This window comes from Kaistella faecalis, from assembly GCF_019195395.1.
GTDB lineage: Bacteria > Bacteroidota > Bacteroidia > Flavobacteriales > Weeksellaceae > Kaistella > Kaistella faecalis.
Genome location: NZ_CP078067.1, coordinates 549,143 through 566,110, shown reverse-complemented (window position 1 = coordinate 566,110; position 16,968 = coordinate 549,143). Strand labels below are relative to the sequence as shown.

General features: G+C 36.5%; 11 protein-coding genes. 2 read left to right on the top strand and 9 right to left on the bottom strand.

The genetic code is table 11. The features are described 5' to 3' along the window. Nucleotide 1 precedes the first annotated feature (1 nt). The 3 genes from KTV93_RS02675 to KTV93_RS02665 form a co-directional block, all read right to left on the bottom strand. Entirely contained in the window at nucleotides 2-823 is an 822-nt protein-coding gene (locus tag KTV93_RS02675) for a hypothetical protein (protein ID WP_218249792.1), read from the bottom strand. Further along, nucleotides 823-1,638, bottom strand: coding sequence for a hypothetical protein (locus KTV93_RS02670; protein ID WP_218249791.1), 816 nt, complete (start codon nucleotides 1,636-1,638; stop codon nucleotides 823-825). Before KTV93_RS02670 ends, KTV93_RS02675 begins: the two co-directional genes overlap by 1 nt. A gap of 82 nt (nucleotides 1,639-1,720) precedes the next feature. Next, nucleotides 1,721-2,113 (bottom strand): hypothetical protein, encoded by a 393-nt coding sequence (locus KTV93_RS02665; RefSeq protein WP_218249790.1) that lies wholly within the window; start codon nucleotides 2,111-2,113, stop codon nucleotides 1,721-1,723. A gap of 304 nt (nucleotides 2,114-2,417) precedes the next feature. On the opposite strand from KTV93_RS02665, the gene KTV93_RS02660 reads away from it, so the two are divergent. Then, nucleotides 2,418-2,825 carry a helix-turn-helix domain-containing protein gene (locus KTV93_RS02660; protein WP_218249789.1) on the top strand — a complete coding sequence of 136 codons (408 nt, stop codon included), beginning with the start codon at nucleotides 2,418-2,420 and terminating at the stop codon, nucleotides 2,823-2,825. 146 nt (nucleotides 2,826-2,971) lie between these two features. Here the strand turns inward: KTV93_RS02660 and KTV93_RS02655 are convergent, their stop codons facing one another. The 5 genes from KTV93_RS02655 to KTV93_RS02635 all read right to left on the bottom strand — a co-directional run bounded on the left by KTV93_RS02655 (nucleotide 2,972) and on the right by KTV93_RS02635 (nucleotide 14,796). Next, nucleotides 2,972-8,677, bottom strand: coding sequence for a DUF3320 domain-containing protein (locus KTV93_RS02655; RefSeq protein WP_218249788.1), 5,706 nt, complete (start codon nucleotides 8,675-8,677; stop codon nucleotides 2,972-2,974). Nucleotides 8,678-8,971: 294 nt separating this feature from the next. Continuing rightward, complete coding sequence (locus KTV93_RS02650; protein WP_341849653.1) at nucleotides 8,972-11,434, bottom strand: TrlF family AAA-like ATPase; 2,463 nt, start codon at nucleotides 11,432-11,434, stop codon at nucleotides 8,972-8,974. 54 nt (nucleotides 11,435-11,488) lie between these two features. Continuing rightward, entirely contained in the window at nucleotides 11,489-12,022 is a 534-nt protein-coding gene (locus tag KTV93_RS02645) for a hypothetical protein (RefSeq protein WP_218249786.1), read from the bottom strand. Nucleotides 12,023-12,280: 258 nt separating this feature from the next. Further along, nucleotides 12,281-14,449 (bottom strand): DUF2075 domain-containing protein, encoded by a 2,169-nt coding sequence (locus tag KTV93_RS02640; protein ID WP_218249785.1) that lies wholly within the window; start codon nucleotides 14,447-14,449, stop codon nucleotides 12,281-12,283. Nucleotides 14,450-14,466: 17 nt separating this feature from the next. Then, nucleotides 14,467-14,796 carry a nucleotide pyrophosphohydrolase gene (locus KTV93_RS02635; RefSeq protein WP_218249784.1) on the bottom strand — a complete coding sequence of 110 codons (330 nt, stop codon included), beginning with the start codon at nucleotides 14,794-14,796 and terminating at the stop codon, nucleotides 14,467-14,469. A 654-nt stretch (nucleotides 14,797-15,450) separates the two neighbouring features. On the opposite strand from KTV93_RS02635, the gene KTV93_RS02630 reads away from it, so the two are divergent. Continuing rightward, nucleotides 15,451-16,185, top strand: coding sequence for a type 1 glutamine amidotransferase domain-containing protein (locus tag KTV93_RS02630; RefSeq protein WP_230259183.1), 735 nt, complete (start codon nucleotides 15,451-15,453; stop codon nucleotides 16,183-16,185). Nucleotides 16,186-16,251: 66 nt separating this feature from the next. Here KTV93_RS02630 and KTV93_RS02625 read toward each other — a convergent pair whose 3' ends face one another. After that, nucleotides 16,252-16,953: a DUF421 domain-containing protein gene (locus KTV93_RS02625; protein ID WP_230259182.1), complete on the bottom strand. Its 702-nt coding sequence runs from the start codon at nucleotides 16,951-16,953 to the stop codon at nucleotides 16,252-16,254. Between the last annotated feature and the right edge of the window lie 15 nt (nucleotides 16,954-16,968).

Here is a 16,968-nt window from a genome sequence, read left to right as displayed (position 1 = left end):
TTTAGTCGGCTTGAAGAATAAGATTTTTCTCTTTAATCAGATGATCTAATTTTTTGGTCAGAACGTTCAGGATTTCATCCATAATAATTAATTCTTCCGCTGATGACCTTCCCCTGCTGTCTGAATATTTAATATAGTGATCTATTAATTTATAAAAATCAGTGGAAAGTTTTTCAAATAAAAATTCAGTTTTTTCCAGAGACGGATCTGCGTAAACACAAAGTTTCCATATACTGTATGCGTTTAAGTAGTGTGGCATATAATAGGGAAACGCAGCATTAATGTAAATGCGTAACAGGCGCATGATGCTGTTTGAAAACAACTGTACAAGTCCGCAATGATTATCATGCTGCAGGTGATCCCGAAGATTAAAGTACTGTTCTACAAAGTCTTTCACGGTACGATACTGCATGTTAAATTCCCAATCACTGGCCCATACAGAATCCTGCCAATGAATGGCTGGGTGGAAATCATTGGACTGATACACTTTATTTTCATCGGTGATGATCCGCTTCATCAGCTGTTGATGTTTACTCAGATGATTCTGAAGGTATATTCTGCTGTGACCCAATATCACAACATTTGTCCTGCCATTCGACGTGTCCGATACTGAGTGCTGAATATCCTCAATGGCACTGTTTCCAATTCCGTCACCAATGACCAGCAGATAATAGATGCATTGCTTTTCTTCAGGGTTTGGAGAACATATTTCTTTTGTTTGAAATAAGTAAATTTCTTCCGGTGCAAGTTTTGTGATAATGGTTTTTAATACATTCTCAAAATGATGATCTTTAACTTCGGTATCTTTCGCATAACAGTTCATTATTTGTGGTGACTTTTTTTGAAGCGAATCACATGGGTGAATTGCGAGAATTTATCAGCAACCATCTTATACAGCTGTGCTTCTGCTGATTTTACCGCACTAGAAAGCTCTGAATAAATATCAGATTCGCCACCGCCTTCCGCTTCACTTACTGATTCCTCCATTTTGCTGATCAGGTAAAAAGTATGTTCATTTTTCATCACAAAAACTTTCTGAATTTCCGGAATATAGCGGATCAGCTGTGTAAGTCTTGTGTGAAGGTTTCTGTCAAAGAAATTACAGCCCATGTATAAGTTTTCCAGGTATTCCACATGATGCTCAAATAAGGTCAGGTAATTCTGAAAGGCCGCTGCATACCTCTGGCCGGCGTGAAATTTATTGGCTTCTGTCATCAGGAGGTCATGGTCATGGTAAAACTTCTCCTTAAAAACATTCAGCTTTTTCTTAAACGCTTTCTTTGTGGGGTGCGTTTTCAGCGGTACACCAACTTCCTCATTCATCCAGACCATTGCTGAGGGATCAGCGTAATACTGATAGAAAGGATTGCCGCATTTCAACTGAAATTCTGCTTTATGGTGATAAGCAATATGGATACTGACCTGAGCAGCTGCAGCTTTGGCTATCCATTTTCTGGCGCGCAGGGTTTCTGCCTCTTTAGGGTCTTTCATCAGGATCAGTACTTCTATTGATGAAGTGTTTTCAGGCTTTAACACATGCAGCTGAAGCACTGAAAATTCATGAAGGGCTTGAGAGATCTGATTTCTGATGACCTCATGCGGTAAAGGAATGCTGATTTTCTGTTTCGTTTCCATCATTTTGTATTTTTAAAGGTTAGGACACAAATTTCTTTAAGGTACAGGAGCTATTCAAGTTTGAAGAGGGATATTATATTCCTGATTATGGATATTTTATCTTTTCAATACCCCGTTCGCGGATGAGTTGGGCCGCATCAAGCATTTTCTGAAGATGTAAAAACGGAGAAATAACATTCCCCTGTGGATGATCGCTATACGGACCCAGAGAAAAATAAGTAACCTCCGTAAGAAAATCCTCGAATTCCTGGAGAGAAAAATCCCTAAAGGCTCTCGTAAATACCAAAAACGGATCAGTGTACTCGTCGTCGAATAACGAACCCTGCATGACGTGAGAAACATATTGAGGAGGTTCACTCAATTTCCATTTTTTCGATCCTGACGTCAGCACATAAGCCGCACGTAAAAATGATTTGAGGGAAACATAAAAATGCAGAACCAGTGAAGGATCACGCTGTAAAAAGACTTGTGGCCTCATTGTAAAATGCATGAGTTCAAATAACCGGTCTTTGGTTTCACTTAATGTACCGCTTGTAAACAAGTCATCAAATACTCTCAATGAGCAAGTCCCTGAATACGAAGCCCAAAATCTGGCTTCAAAATCTATTTTTTTCTTTTCATCACTTTAATCTTTAATTTGGTACGAAGTTGAAGAATGATGAAGAGCTATACTATTCTGAAAAGGGATAATATATCCACGGCATTAGGATTTTTACCTCAATTTTTTTAACTTTACTTTTCAACGGATCGCCGTATCTTTAGGGCTCAGAAAAACAATACGCATGGAACAGAAAATACATCAGGGACGCAACGTGAAACGCTTCAGAGAAATGCTGGGCATCAAGCAGGAGGCATTAGCCTTTGACCTCGGTGAGGACTGGAATCAAAAGAAAATCTCGCTGCTGGAGCAAAAGGATGTCATTGAAGATCCTCTGTTGAAAAAGATTTCTGAAGTACTGAAAATCCCCGTAGAAGCTTTTCAGAATTTTGATGAGGAACAGGCGGTGAATATTATATCGAATACGTTTAATGACCAGTCGAACGGATATAATTACTATCCTACTTTCAATGTTAATCCAATAGAAAAGTGGATTGAGGCTCTTGAAGAGATTAAGCGTTTGAATGCTCAATTAATAAAATCAAAGGATGAGCAGATTAAATTGATGGAGAAATTGATTCAAGATAAATAAAATATTATATAAATAGAAATCCCGAGAACGCTCTCGGGATTTCTAATTTTTTGATTTTAATACTCAATTCAAAATATGCAAGTCCGATAAAAGAAAGATTTCCCTGGGTTTGTTTGGGTAATTCAACCCAAAATTATAGTTTAAAATTAAACTACATTTACACGGCCATCTTTTATATTTACATTCCCCGTCTCAAGTAATATATTAATCGCAGCACTTATAATTTGGGCAATTTGATTTCCAACCTTCATAAAACCCAATGTTTTTGACGTAATTCTTACCAGGTCCTCCTTACCTAAACTTAAATTCATTTCCAGAATTTCCATGACCACCAACATGATTTCTTCCTGAGAAATGTCTTCTATTGATCTTTTTTCAACAGAGTTATCTCGGTACTGATGAAGATTTTCCGGGTTGACCATTTCATTCCAATAGAAAACCTGGTGTGTTTCATTTTTCGAAACTGCCGGTATGCTCTCAACTATTTGTGTGAGATACCCATTGAGTTTAGTACCAGCTCTTGCAGTATTCCATAATTTAAGAACTTTTCTGAATAAGTAATTTTTGCTGATCGGAGCTTCGACTGAAATTATTTTGGTGAATTGATCAATAAGTAAAGTTCGGTTCTCCAAAAAGTATATGCTCTCTGAATTCGCGGATGCTGCAAATTCTATAACCGCACTTTCGTAAGGAATCATAGCTTTATTGAAACCGATGCTTTCGATTTCGAGTAAAGGATTTTGCGATCTAAGTGCGTCCGTTGGTAAAACTGGTTCAACTGTTTTTTCCTCTTTAGGCAAATTTTTATAATGCTCCACTTTTTCCTCTACCTGCGCAATGATCTTATCTTTATTTTTCAGCCAATCCAACGTCCAAATTCGATATAAATTCCAATCTAGGCCTGCTAATACATTGGGTGCCAATAGTTCCCGGTCGTTTGTGGTATGTATATTATAGTAGTTTTCACTATCGACCAATATCCCCAGCACATACTCATTTTCATTCTCGGGATGTACAATCCCCAAATCTACTTTATAATCTGAGGTACCGATATTTCTGCTCACTTTCAGACCTTTGCTTTCCAGATGTTTTGCAATAGATTCAGTGAGAGAAATTTTATCTGTATTTTCCGCAGGCAAACGCAGGGAAAAGTTGCCTTTTTCTGCAAAATGTAGAAAGTCTTTTAGACCTTTCACCCCTTCAGATTTTGTCCGGTTCAGGTCTATCTGGTCACTCTTCAGCGAAGAAAACACTTTCATTTCATACCGCGCTCTTGTAACCGCCACATTTAATCTTCTCCATCCTCCGTCCCGATTCAATGGACCAAAGTTCATCGATATTTTATTTTCCTCGTCAGGACCATATCCAATTGAAAACAGAATGAAATCCCGTTCATCGCCCTGCACATTTTCAAGATTTTTAATAAAAATGGGCTCTTCTGTATTCATCGCGAACTCTTCCAACTGCGGATTCTCCTGAAACAATTTCTGCAATAAATCTTCAATTAAAGTCTGTTGGGTCTGACTAAAAGTTACAACACCTAGCGACTTTCTGATACCTAAGGACAAGTGTTTTTTAATATAATTAATAATTGCAAAAGCTTCATTCTTGTTTGTTCTTGTTTTCCCCTTGTCATAAAATCCTTCTACAAATTCAAACGTCACCTTCTGATTTAAATCATCAGGAGAAGGGAACGTTAACAACTTACTGTCATAAAAGTTTTTATTACTGAAGGATATTAAACTCTCGTGCTTGCTGCGATAATGTCTTAGCAAATAATTAGACGGGATCGATAAAGCCAGACAATCCTCTAAAATACTTTCCAAGTCCTCCATTTCTAAATTATCTTCATCCACCTTCGAAGAAGAAAAGAAACTGGTTGGGGGCATCTGTTTTGGATCTCCGACAATTATCGCCTGCTTTGCTCTTGCTAAAGCACTTATTGCTTCTGATGTTGGCAATTGAGACGCTTCATCAAAGATGACCAGATCAAAATGCTCGCTGTCCACGTCAAAATATTGCGCGACTGAAATCGGACTCATGAGCATGCACGGTTTTAGTCGTGGAATTAAAGCTGGAATCTGATCAAAAAGCCTCCTGATAGAAACACCTCTACCTCTGCTCCTAATTGCTTTCTGTAAAAATCCAATTTCCGAGCTTTGAGCAGCATCCTGACTGAAATTTGGAATATTTGAACTTAATTTTACAATTAACTTATTTTTGGAAATATCTACGAACTCTTTGTGGAGCTTTTTATACTGCTGAATTAACGATTCGTAAATATTGATATCAAAACCTGTTAAAACTTCAGAGTTGTAAGTAGTTTGGATGAAATGATTGAAGTGCAGTATTTTATTAAAATCAAACTGGATATTATTAGGATTTACTTTTCCTTCCTCTAACAAATCAACAAACCATTTAAGATCTATTTCCTGTGCTTTCGTGCTGTAAATATTGTAATTAATCCAGTTTTCCAACTGATGAAGATTGACTTTTATGTCCGAAAGCTTCTCCAGATTCGGAATTTCTGACAGATAATTTTTAAGATGCTCTTCCGTATTTTCCAGCAGGTTTGCGTCCGCTGTGATCTGCTCAATTTCCTGTGTTATATTCAGATTTATAAAGTTCCCTTTCATCCATTCCTCCGGGCTTTCAACCAAAGACTGTTTAAGACTTATATCCAGTTGTTCCACGTGGCGCAGAGACGTTTGGAGATGTTTAGTGTCCAGATTATCATTCAGGAAATAATGTGCGCGCAAACTGCTGTAAACATTAAACTTATTTTCAGAAAGCTTACCCTTTACAGTCTGATACTCTTCCAGCCGGCTAAATAGTTGATCAATAATTTCTTCGGATTCTATTTTTGAATTGGCATAACCCTGCAACTGCTTCTTTACTTTTCGCTGATTGATCCATTTTGGCAAAAACCACGCATGTCTGTATTGGTTCCAGGTTATTCGTAAGGGAGCGACATCCATTCCCAGAATATTCTCGCTGAATTTTACTGTAATGGCAGATTCCAGACTTTGCATTTTAGCATTAAATTCAACCCATTGGTTCAGATCCTGCTGTTTTTCTTTGTCGAAATAGAACTCAAAAAGCGCTGGATGAATTTGGTTTTCTTTAATAAAGCTAAAAACCGATGAAAAGGCCTTGTACTGATTACTGTCAATTTGATACTTATTAAATAAATCCTGGGCTTTCTCATAAGTCGAGCGGTAGTTCTCAATCGCTTTCGAAAGATTATTCTGATGGTCGAACTGATGGCTGTCTATTTTCACTAGACGTAACGGATGAGTAGAGGGCGCACCGGTTTTCACACCAATAGAACTGAAGGGCACAATCCAATCGTTCCAGGTATTCCATTTTGAAATTGTTAGATTTTTAAAATCAATATGTACTTTTTCTCCGTCAAAGTAGGAAACTGTATTACTTTCCAAAAACGAAATGGAATCATATAAGCTCCAACCTATTGAATTTTTATGATGTAACTGAGTGACGTATTTGTTTATTTCATTTTTACGTTCGTCTAGCCGTGTCGCTTCCTGTAAAAAATTTTTGTTCAGCTGATACTTAGGTACCGCTAGGACCTCTTCGAACTGTTTTAATACATCTGACTTCTTAGATTTATTAGAGTGCAATTCTAAGCAGAAAGGTGCCAGTCCAATATTTTCCAATCGCTTGTGTACGACATCTAATGCCGCTTTTTTTGCTGCCACAAACAATACTTTTTTATTGTTGGCTAGTGCGTCTGCAATAATATTGGTAATGGTCTGTGATTTTCCCGTTCCCGGCGGACCATGAAGAATGAATGTTTTGTTCTGATTGGCATTCAGTACCGCATTTAACTGGGAATTGTCCGCTGGAATGGGCAAAGTTAATGCCGCCGAAGCCAGATTTTCCAACTCAAGATAGTCCGCCTCTACACTTTCCAAAGTATTGGATAACTTACCGTCAATCAGACTTTTTACGATAGGGCTTTTTTGAATTTCCTCAGCATATTTGGAAATATCCTGCCATAAGATGAGTTTATTAAATGAAAAAGTACCTAAAACAATCTGCTCCAATACGTCCCAACCTTCCAAATTAAGCACTGCGCTGCGGATCATAGCTAGAACCCTAGGGACATCTACACCTAAATCGTCCATTGGCAGCGTTTGCAACGCATGCAGATTCAGATTGTATTCCTGCTTCAAATACTCGATTAACGTGATGTTAATCATGGTTTCTTCTTCGCGGCTTCTCAAAGTATATTTCGAAGTGACTGATTTTCTGAACAGTTCCACAGGAATAAGCAAGATGGGCGCAAAACGCGGGACGTTTCTATTTCTGGGTTCAAACCACTTCAGTAGACCGAGACCCAGATATAAAGTACTTTTTCCGTTTTCTTCTTCGGCAAGTTTGGAGGTACGGAAAAGGTTCGTTAAAATAGCGTCTAAATCATCATTATGGTAGGTCGTAAGCAGGCGATTATATTTGAACTCATCGTTTGCAAGTTTAAATAAATCAGAGGAACTGTGTATAGGTGGCAGATAGTTGTTATATTTTCGCGTAACCGGCTGATTATTATCCGGCTGTATGGTGTATGCCTTGCCTTCGGCGAAAGTATCCTCAAGCAGGTTAATTTTTAGATCAACAATCTGAAGCATGCTCTTGGTAAAACGTAAATTGAGCAGATTATTCCGCAATGATAAATCCAGCAGTTTCCTCTCCCATATTTTCTGTTTGGTAAGATTGGTGAAATCGGTAAGTTCAAGATTGTCGTAGGTTTCACCAAGATCGTATTCGTCATCTAAAACAATGTCGGCCATACCGCCCACAGATGGAATATTATTCTTTAATCCCGAATTAATCGGTGATATTGATAAAGGCACCACGCCATTAGATCTTGTATTTTTAATATCGAGGGAAAGAACAAAATCCGCCTCGTTCAGTAATTGCACTTCAGCTTCTGCGATCGCTTTGCTGAACGGTATGTTGCTTCCTTTACAGAGAGTGGTAGTTTCAATTATTATAATCTCCCTGATTCCTTGCGCAATTCTCTTGGCGATCGCTGCCTGATCAAAATTGATCATCGACTCGAAACGCTTATCTTCAAGCCAGACTCCTACAAAAGCGTGCCCTTTTGTAATAATGACGATGGGGTTTAGATCGCTTGCTTCAAGACATGCTGCGAACAGAAGGGTAATGTCAATACAGTTTCCAAATTTAGTTTCAATAACCTGATCTACAAGTCGGATTCGTTGACCATGATTTTCAAAACTCGGCGGCATCGCACTATAAATCAACTCTTTGTTCTGAATAGCCTTGTATAATGCAGAAACCAGTTGAATTACCCTATCTTTATTTTGAGCCTGATAACCCTCAAATGCCAACGTAAACCCATTTTGCTCCAGAATTTTTATGGCATCAGATTTTATTTCATAGATCTTGGAATTATTAGGAGTAACATATGAACTCAGTAGTTGTGGAAGAAACTGTAAACCGCCGAAATAGTCTATGGGCAAAACGTCTAAATTAAATTGCGTTGCAGCCACTTCCGTATCATTTGAAATGACGGTAATCCTGATGCTGTCAATATCTTTTTCTGACAGGTTTTTAAGCAGCTGCAACTGATAGTGAAAATCAAAATGAGTAAGGGTAAAAGAGCCGCCGGAAACCTTATCTATGAAAGTACTGTACTTTTCGAATATTCCTTGGCTTGAAGTTATTTCCACTTTAAGATTTTCCAGTTCTTCGTTTAAATTTACGACCGTAACTGAAGACAGAAAATTATACTTATTCAAACTAAAAGTATAATTGAAATAAGGGGTGCTTTTTACAATGATTTCGGGTGTAAAGGTTTCAGTCATTTGTGTTTTATGTTAATGGTTAATTTCTGTTACTCTTAAAATTCTCTCCCTGCTCCAGCATATTATTGTACACTTCATCCGGTATATTAGGCGGATAACCGGACGCTTGCAACTCACTGATTCCCTTTTTAGCTATGCTTTGATGTCGCCTCTGTCACTCCAGTCGGGATAACACGACAATAGAAAATCACTAAGGTTTTCCTTAGTCAGTATCCTGATGAGATGTACATACCCTTCCTTTTTCATAACATGGATAAATGGATTTTTATAATTGGATCTTATATATTTCTTTGATTAAATATTCTCGTAATATTTTAATTTTCTTTTATTAAATGCAGGCATTGCTCCTTCTAAAACTTTTACAATACACTCGTTAATTTTGGGATTTTCGATTGCACCTGCTTTAAATGAAAATTTATAATTATTTTCTTTATCAAGTTCAGTGTAAATTACTTGTTCTGCATCTGCGACAACTGCTAAATTTGGATTATGCGTAACTAGTATTATTTGTCTTTTTGATTTAGCTTTCTTAATAAATGGAACTAAAATATTTGCAACGCTGTGATTATCGAGATTATCTTCCGGCTGATCAATGATTAATGGAATATCATTATTATCAAGTAGCAGATAAAATATTAATAACAAAGCTCCTTTTTCCCCGGGAGATAGCTGATCTAAATTTTTATTTCCCTGTCGTAATTCATAATTATAGTCAACGAAATCAAGGGAAAATAAATAATCATACAAATCCACCACATCATTTACTTGATTTTCAATATATGTCTTTTTCTCTGGCTCTCTTAAATCAGTAAAAAATGGATTTACTAAATTTTCCAATAGCTTACTAACACCATCAAAAATGCTAATATCCGCATTCTCAATTAGTTTTCTGAATTGTAATTCTGCATTTTCTTTTCCGTAAAAAGTTCCAGCTTTATTAAAAGATATAAAATCTAAAAACCGTTTCTGAAAACTTGAAGTAAGGGTAAAAGACGCTTCTATTTCTATCGGATATTCAGATAGTAATTCATTGTTTTCACAAATAATATTGTCAATACGTTGTTTTACGTTTTGGTAAGTTGATAATACAGAAGTTTTTAAGTCAAAGATCTCTTTAGTCAATCTTAATCTTTCAATTTTATCGGTTTCAATATCACTTGTGAGGTTTGTATTTAAATAGTTTAGTTCTTTTTTATAGAACTCGAGCGTACCATGAGTGGTTGGAGTACCAATTATTTTATTTTTAAGATCTTCCCAATTCTTTTTTTCTAACAGATAATGCTGGTAAATCTTGTCAGCTTCACCTAAAGATTTTTGTATTTCTTCTTTTCTTTCTATGTATTCTTTTAGAATAGCTTTTTCAGATTTGTATGTAGGATCCGTCGAAATAGATTCATCTAATGATAATTTGTAAACTTCGTATTGCATGTTTTTTTCAGACAACAGTGTTTCTAGAGTTTCTAGATTTGAAGTAACTGTAATTAATTGATCAATGTCGAGATTTTCATATTTTGATATTTCTGAAGCTAAACTATTTTTAAAATCAACAACTTCTTTAATTTTATTAACAATTCGTTGTTTTACTGATTTTAACTCGTTTAACTCAATGAGAAGAGTCCCTTTTAGCTCTTCAGTTGCTTTTATTTTGTCTTCTTGCTGATTTATTTTATTAGTTAACTCTTCGACCTCATCATTAATATTTTTATTCTGTTCTGCATGGTCAGGATCATCATTAGGGTTTGTAACAGCAATTGGCTCAATTAAAGCATCTAACTCATCTTGCCTTTGCTTAATATGTTCTTCAATACTATTTTGGTGTAAAGGATTTAACTTAATTTCTTTATTTAGTATTGATTCATTAATAGAATGTAATTTACCTTTCAACAGAATAATTTCTTCTTTGCTTACACTATTTTTATAATCAATTAGTTCCTTGAAGTTTGTCTTTCCTAACTTCTCATCTTCTTCCAAGTGAGTAAATACAACATTCTCGATTTCCTTATTAAAATCTTCTACAGATTCATTAGTAATACTTTCAAAATAGCCTTGTGGTAAATACTTTACTTTTTCTGTATGTAGACTATCAGTTTTGTGATTTAGATTTTTTACACTTTCAGCACCGCTTAACCATTTTAGTTTTGCTTCAAAATTCTGGGAAATACGGCCACTATTCTCGCCAAACTTTTTTTTATTCAAGAAAGAAAAATCATCATGTCTTCCATTGTAATCTCCACAAAGTCCTATTATATCAGCTAAAGCGCTTTTGCCATTTCCTTTATTACCGATAATAGCAACTAATTCAGGATTTAGAGGTATTTCAATATCTCTAAACCAGACACCATGAGAACTTTCATCATATCCCGTCACTTGATTTATTGTAATCGATTCAATATATTTAGTCCTGTTAGTGTTAACTCTTAAATTAATATTAGGTTTATCTCCTACAAACAATCTACTTTCTTTCTCTATTAAAACTTGTTTCAACCCATGAAAAGATATATCGGACTTTAACCAATTTAAACAATTTCCAACTCTATCTTTTTCAGATGTTTCCGTAGAAAAAGAATGGGCATCACTGCAATCAAATAAAAAATCATTGACATTTTGTGAATTAAGTTTTTCTTTCGCCTTATTATAATTCTCAATTGACTCTGCTGCCGTAAAAACTATATTTGCGCTATTAATTATAGATTTCTTTTGAGCAATCGATGCATCTGTCCATTGCAATTTATCCCATTCGGTTTTACCTATAGCAATGAGATATTTATCGGTAAAACAATCTTTATTTAAAGAATCAAAAATCTGACTTTCCTATAAATTCAGATTATTAAATCCTTCAATCAAATCGGAACCGTAATTGTGCAGTTGATCTGCAGGAACACTTTCTTTTATCTTTCGTCCTAATTCTTCTACACTACTTCTCGTTATTGCCCTAGTCCATGCGGCTCCGTCAGATTCTAAAACATAGGATTGTTCTAAAGTATTAAGAAACTGACTTTTAATTGTTTCAATTGAAACTTCAGGGGAAAATATAACGTGAAAATTTATTCGTTTAAGATTTTTAAAATCAACTCCAGCAAACTTTTCAATTCTGAATTCTAAAACAGGTATTAACAACAAATTATTTAAACGCCCATTTTCGTTCTGTTCGCGTAATAATCTTTCATATCCATCAATAAAGAAATAATCATTTATCCCTACAACCTTAAACTCGCTAGGCAAGTTTTCTAAATCGGTTATATATTTTTCCCACACATCACTATCATTTCCATATCTATGGAAAATCGATGCTGGCGTATGTACATGTAAATCCCAAATATTCCATTCAGATCCTTTATTTATCATTGTTACGTTTTTATAGATATTAGTTTTAGTTTTCTTTATTTTAAGCACTCACTTCCTCCCCAACCGCCAACCGCGACAACAACAAACTTTGCAGTTGCGTGAGTTTTGGTTTTATTTCAATTTAATTTTTATCTTTTCCACAATCTCGTTCTCCCCCTTACTCCACCCAAAAAGTTTATAAACCATCTAATGTTTTTCTTTATCTGTACTAGTGGTTTTGGACTCAAAATGTTTTTTTGTTTTTTGTCTAACTTTAGTTTATAACACTTTCTCAAACACCCCAATCACCTTAAAATTCATCGTCTCCTCATCTCGTAAAGAAATAGCTTCAAAAGATTGAGTAGATAAAGGTTTTAAAGAAATTTCTTCATGATGCCACCCTTCCTCATCAATGGTCTTTTTACTGGTATATTCCTTTATGGTGTAGTTTGCACCCGTTTCACTGTCGAAGATATCAGCACCTTCAACCAAGGTGATCAACCCGTTTCTACTGCCTGCTGAATATTTTTTGAATAAACACAGGCTTCTGTTCGGAATGACTTTGTTCATCGATTCACCCATTACTCTACAGACAAAATAGTCAGGATGATTGGTCATGTTTTTTAATTCTATATATTTTACTTCTGCTACCGTCTGCAAGTCGGAAAACTGTCCGGCTGCAATTTCAAGATCATAATAAGGAACCGTAAATTCATTAGGAGTATCAACGATAGCGTAAGCCATCACCTCATCTTTAGAATTCTTAAATGACGGAATCACCTGTGCGAAGTATTTCCTCAAATTTGGATTGCACACATAAATGTAGGTGCCTTCAATGCCTCTAAGTAATATGGTTTTGTAAATATTAATGACATAATCCAATAAAACCTTAGTATCTTTTATTGAGTTTTTACCGTTTTTATCCTTATAATTTTCTTTATAGACCACTAATTCGTTGGTTGTAAAATCATAATCCAGCTCCGGTCCGATTATGACTCCCGTGTAATTCAGATCATAACCTTGTGTGGTATGAATACAACCTACCTCATTGATTGCATTTGGAGAATTCACCCAATCTGTTACAATACTGTTCCATTGTAATGCGGTATCACCAATTACGATATCAAATTTTGACCGATCATTTTTTGAAATCCATTCCCATGCAAACCCTGCGACCATTCTTGATAATCCTCTCTGATTTTCCTTTACATGAATTTGTTCAACCATTTGATTTAAATCATCAAACAATTTTAGATCATAAAATCCAGTATTCTGTTGATTTTGTTCGGTCAGGTCTGCTTTATCAAACATTTGATGAACCAACTTTACATATTGATTTCCTCCCTTTACCCTGAATTGTGTAATTAACTTTTCATTGCGTGTACTTGGCAGTTGTTTTAAAGCGTAGAAACTCTCCGGACTGGCATCAGATGGTTTGATGGATTGAAACTGGTCGTAAAAAATAATGGATTTTTCACTTTGTAGCTGAATCCAATCCAATTCAGAGGAAGTCATTTTATCTAACCCTAACAGCTCACAATTTTTATCAAAAGTTCCGAAATAAGAACCGAGGTTCACCCTCCTTCTGAGACGGTGGCCCTCATCAACAATAAGCAAATCATATTTTTGCCTGGTTATTTCGGAAGGTCCGATCACCATCTTATGAGACAGGCCCTTGATATTCTTAAAAACATTAGAGATGGTTTTACGGAATGATGCCATCGGTATGACCAGAGCCATATTCAGATCTCCATATTTAGCTTTCACACTTTCTAAAAGCCTAAACAGCTCTTCATCCTCCTCATCAAAATCTGAATAATTAAAGTCATTTAAATCTGTTTTTAAAAGCTTAAAAAGGAAAATGGCAAGAATCGATTTACCGGTACCTGCTCCACCCTGAATTAAACTGACTTTCGCCTGCTCATCTAAGAGACAGATCAAAATTGTTTTCAGTCCGTTAATCTGTTCTTTAGAAAGTGATTTGTAAGGAGAATATTTAAAAAGATCAGAGTTATCAATATAGTCGAGGGAATGTCTGGCAATTCCCATGCTTCTCAATTCACCCCAGATATCTTTGAATAATTCCCAGTAGGTCTCCTTTTGTTGGTAGTACTGGTGATTTGATATTCCCAGATTCCCATTTTGGAGGGAATAAATCCCGTCTGCAGCAATATATCTGATAAGATTGGATTCAACATCCAAAGTCGCAGATTTATTAAACATTTCACTCAGAATCAAATTGACACTGCTTAAGTTCTTTTTTCTCTCTGATTTAGAATGGGCTTTTAATCTGGTGAGAACGTCAGTCGTTTCACCGACATAAGCTTCCTTACTTTTTTCTTCTTCTAAAAAGTAAACAAGTGGCCAATTGAGAAATTCACGGTGATTTTCAAGTATGGCAGATTCCAGATCAGTGTCGAAAGAGTATTGTTTAATGTTAAAACTCATTAGTAAGATAATTGAGACTACAGTTCGTTGTATTTGGTTGCATTCCCTTTAGCTTTATCGACAGGATATTTTTCAGCATTTTTCTTAATCTTATCCAACACAATCTGATGAATATCCAGATTGTTTTTATCCGCTAATAACAATGCATACATCAGCACATCAGCTAATTCATCTTTTAGCTTGTCTACATTGAAGTCTTCATTTTTTTTCCAAAGAAATAATTCAAGAAGCTCCGAGGCTTCCACAGAAAGTGCAAGCGCCAAATCTTTAGAATTATGAAACTGTCCCCAATCTCTTTCGTCCCGAAATTTTACTATTTTGTTTATAAGTGTTTTGATGTCTTTCATAATTCTGTCTTTCTGAAATACCTGTAAAAAGCTTAAAAGCAATAGAATCAAAGATATTAAAAATAAATGTCTAAAAATTATATCAATCAGTTTATACTGCCAATTCTTTCAGGTACTTTCAAGTTTTCTATTTAATCTTCAAAGTATATATTTAAAGTCCTTTAACTGTTTATAAAATCCTTAATTAAGTCCAAAAGCTCCTGCTGACTGTATTGCAATGAAGTAACATTTTTGGAATGATTTGGTCTGCACCAGATGCAACCGTATTTTTTCAGGGAAAAAATAAAAGAAGTTTTTTGCCGAAAAGTGGTTACTTATCTTACTCCCATACAACAGGGGTATTTCAAAATAAAATGAGTGCTGGCCTTCGAGAGCCTCAGGCACCACCTTCGAGAGCCTCAGGCACAGCTGTTGACTTCGTTCAGGAATCGGTCGCACTTTTTTTTTCCGTTTATCAAACAGTGTTCCTTCCGCCGTGGGTATCCGAGCCGATGGAGTAGCGGTGAAAAAGCAGGTTCGATTAAATTTCATAAAAGATGAGGTCCTTTCGCCAGCCTATTTGCGTTATTCATTGTTTCAATGATGCTGCACACCAATTGGAACAGATGTTGACGTGAAACAGCAGTAAAAATGTTGCGATTTCACCTGTTACGGATGAAAATATCCCGCATTCTTTTACTGACTAAAGTAACTAAAAAAACAAAAGCAATGCACGTACTGTTTGTATTAACTTCCCATGACAAACTGGGAAACACTGGAAAAAAAACCGGTTTCTGGATTGAAGAATTTGCAAGCCCCTATTATTATCTGACTGATAAAGGGGTCGAAGTAACCCTTGCTTCTCCTGCGGGAGGACAGCCGCCGATCGATCCCAGCAGTGATAAACCAGAAAACCAGACTGAAGCCACCATCCGTTTCAAAGCTGATGAGGCACTTCAGGAAAAACTGAGCAGAACGATTCCTCTGGCAGATATTTCTGCCCAGGATTACGATGCCGTATTTTATCCGGGAGGTCACGGACCGCTTTGGGACCTTGCAGAAAGTGAGGATTCCGCAACGCTGATAGAAACTTTTTATGGTCTTCAGAAACCGGTAGCGTTGGTTTGCCACGCTCCTGCAGCGCTGAAAAATGTGAAAAACCAAGAGGGTCAACCTTTGGTTAAAGGTAAAAAGGTAACAGGGTTTGCGAACAGTGAAGAAGATCTTGTACAGCTTACCGAAGTAGTTCCTTTTCTGGTAGAAGATATGCTGAAACAGAACGGCGGGATTTATTCCAAAGCAGGTGATTTTGAACCTTACGCCCTGGAAGATGGTCTGCTCATTACGGGACAGAACCCTGCATCGTCTGAAAAAGTGGCAGAACTTTTACTGGAAAAACTTCAAAAGTAAAATATTTAAACTCAGTCCTAAAGTTCCGGATGATTTTCATGCCGGAACTTTTTGTTCAACCCCATTTTAACTGATTCTTTTCTTATTGATGGCTTCCACCCAGTCCTCTCTTTTACAGCGCGGGCAGCAACCGGCATTACCTACAGCTTTGTTTTCTGTATAACCGCAGAATGTACAGGAGTAACAACCCGGTGTCTCAATATTTTTAACAGGTCTGTTCAAGGAATCAGGCATTACAGAAAGTCCGGGTCTGATGTTTTCGTCTGCATAATAAAAGACGCTTAATTCGCCTGAAGTCTCTTCAATTGCGGTCTCCACCTGGCCGAGGTGAGAAATACCTTTCAACCTGAGTTCTGCAAAGAATTCGTCACTTCCGAGATTTTCTTTTTTAAAGTTTTCCAATACAAAAACACCGTCCTGAATCAGGCACAGCGGTTTACCTTCCAGCATATCCTCCGCTTTTTTAGATTTCCCTACGATATAGGTCAGTCCGGCATATAACAAGATAATAATGAGGAAGACAAGCAGCGAGAATACGATCCCCACCTCTTTGTAGAACATCGGATCGCCCGCGGCTGATCCCAAACCGATAATAACAACAAGTTCCACTACCGACAGCTGTTTCACCCCGCGCTTTCCCATAAACCGCAGGCCGGTAATGATGATGATAAACATGATGAGGGTCCGAAGCGCCACCTCCGGCAAAAAGGACCACTCTTCACTTCCCAGGACAATAGCGGACCAGTCGATTGTAAGCATATTTTTCATGAAATAACCGTTTGG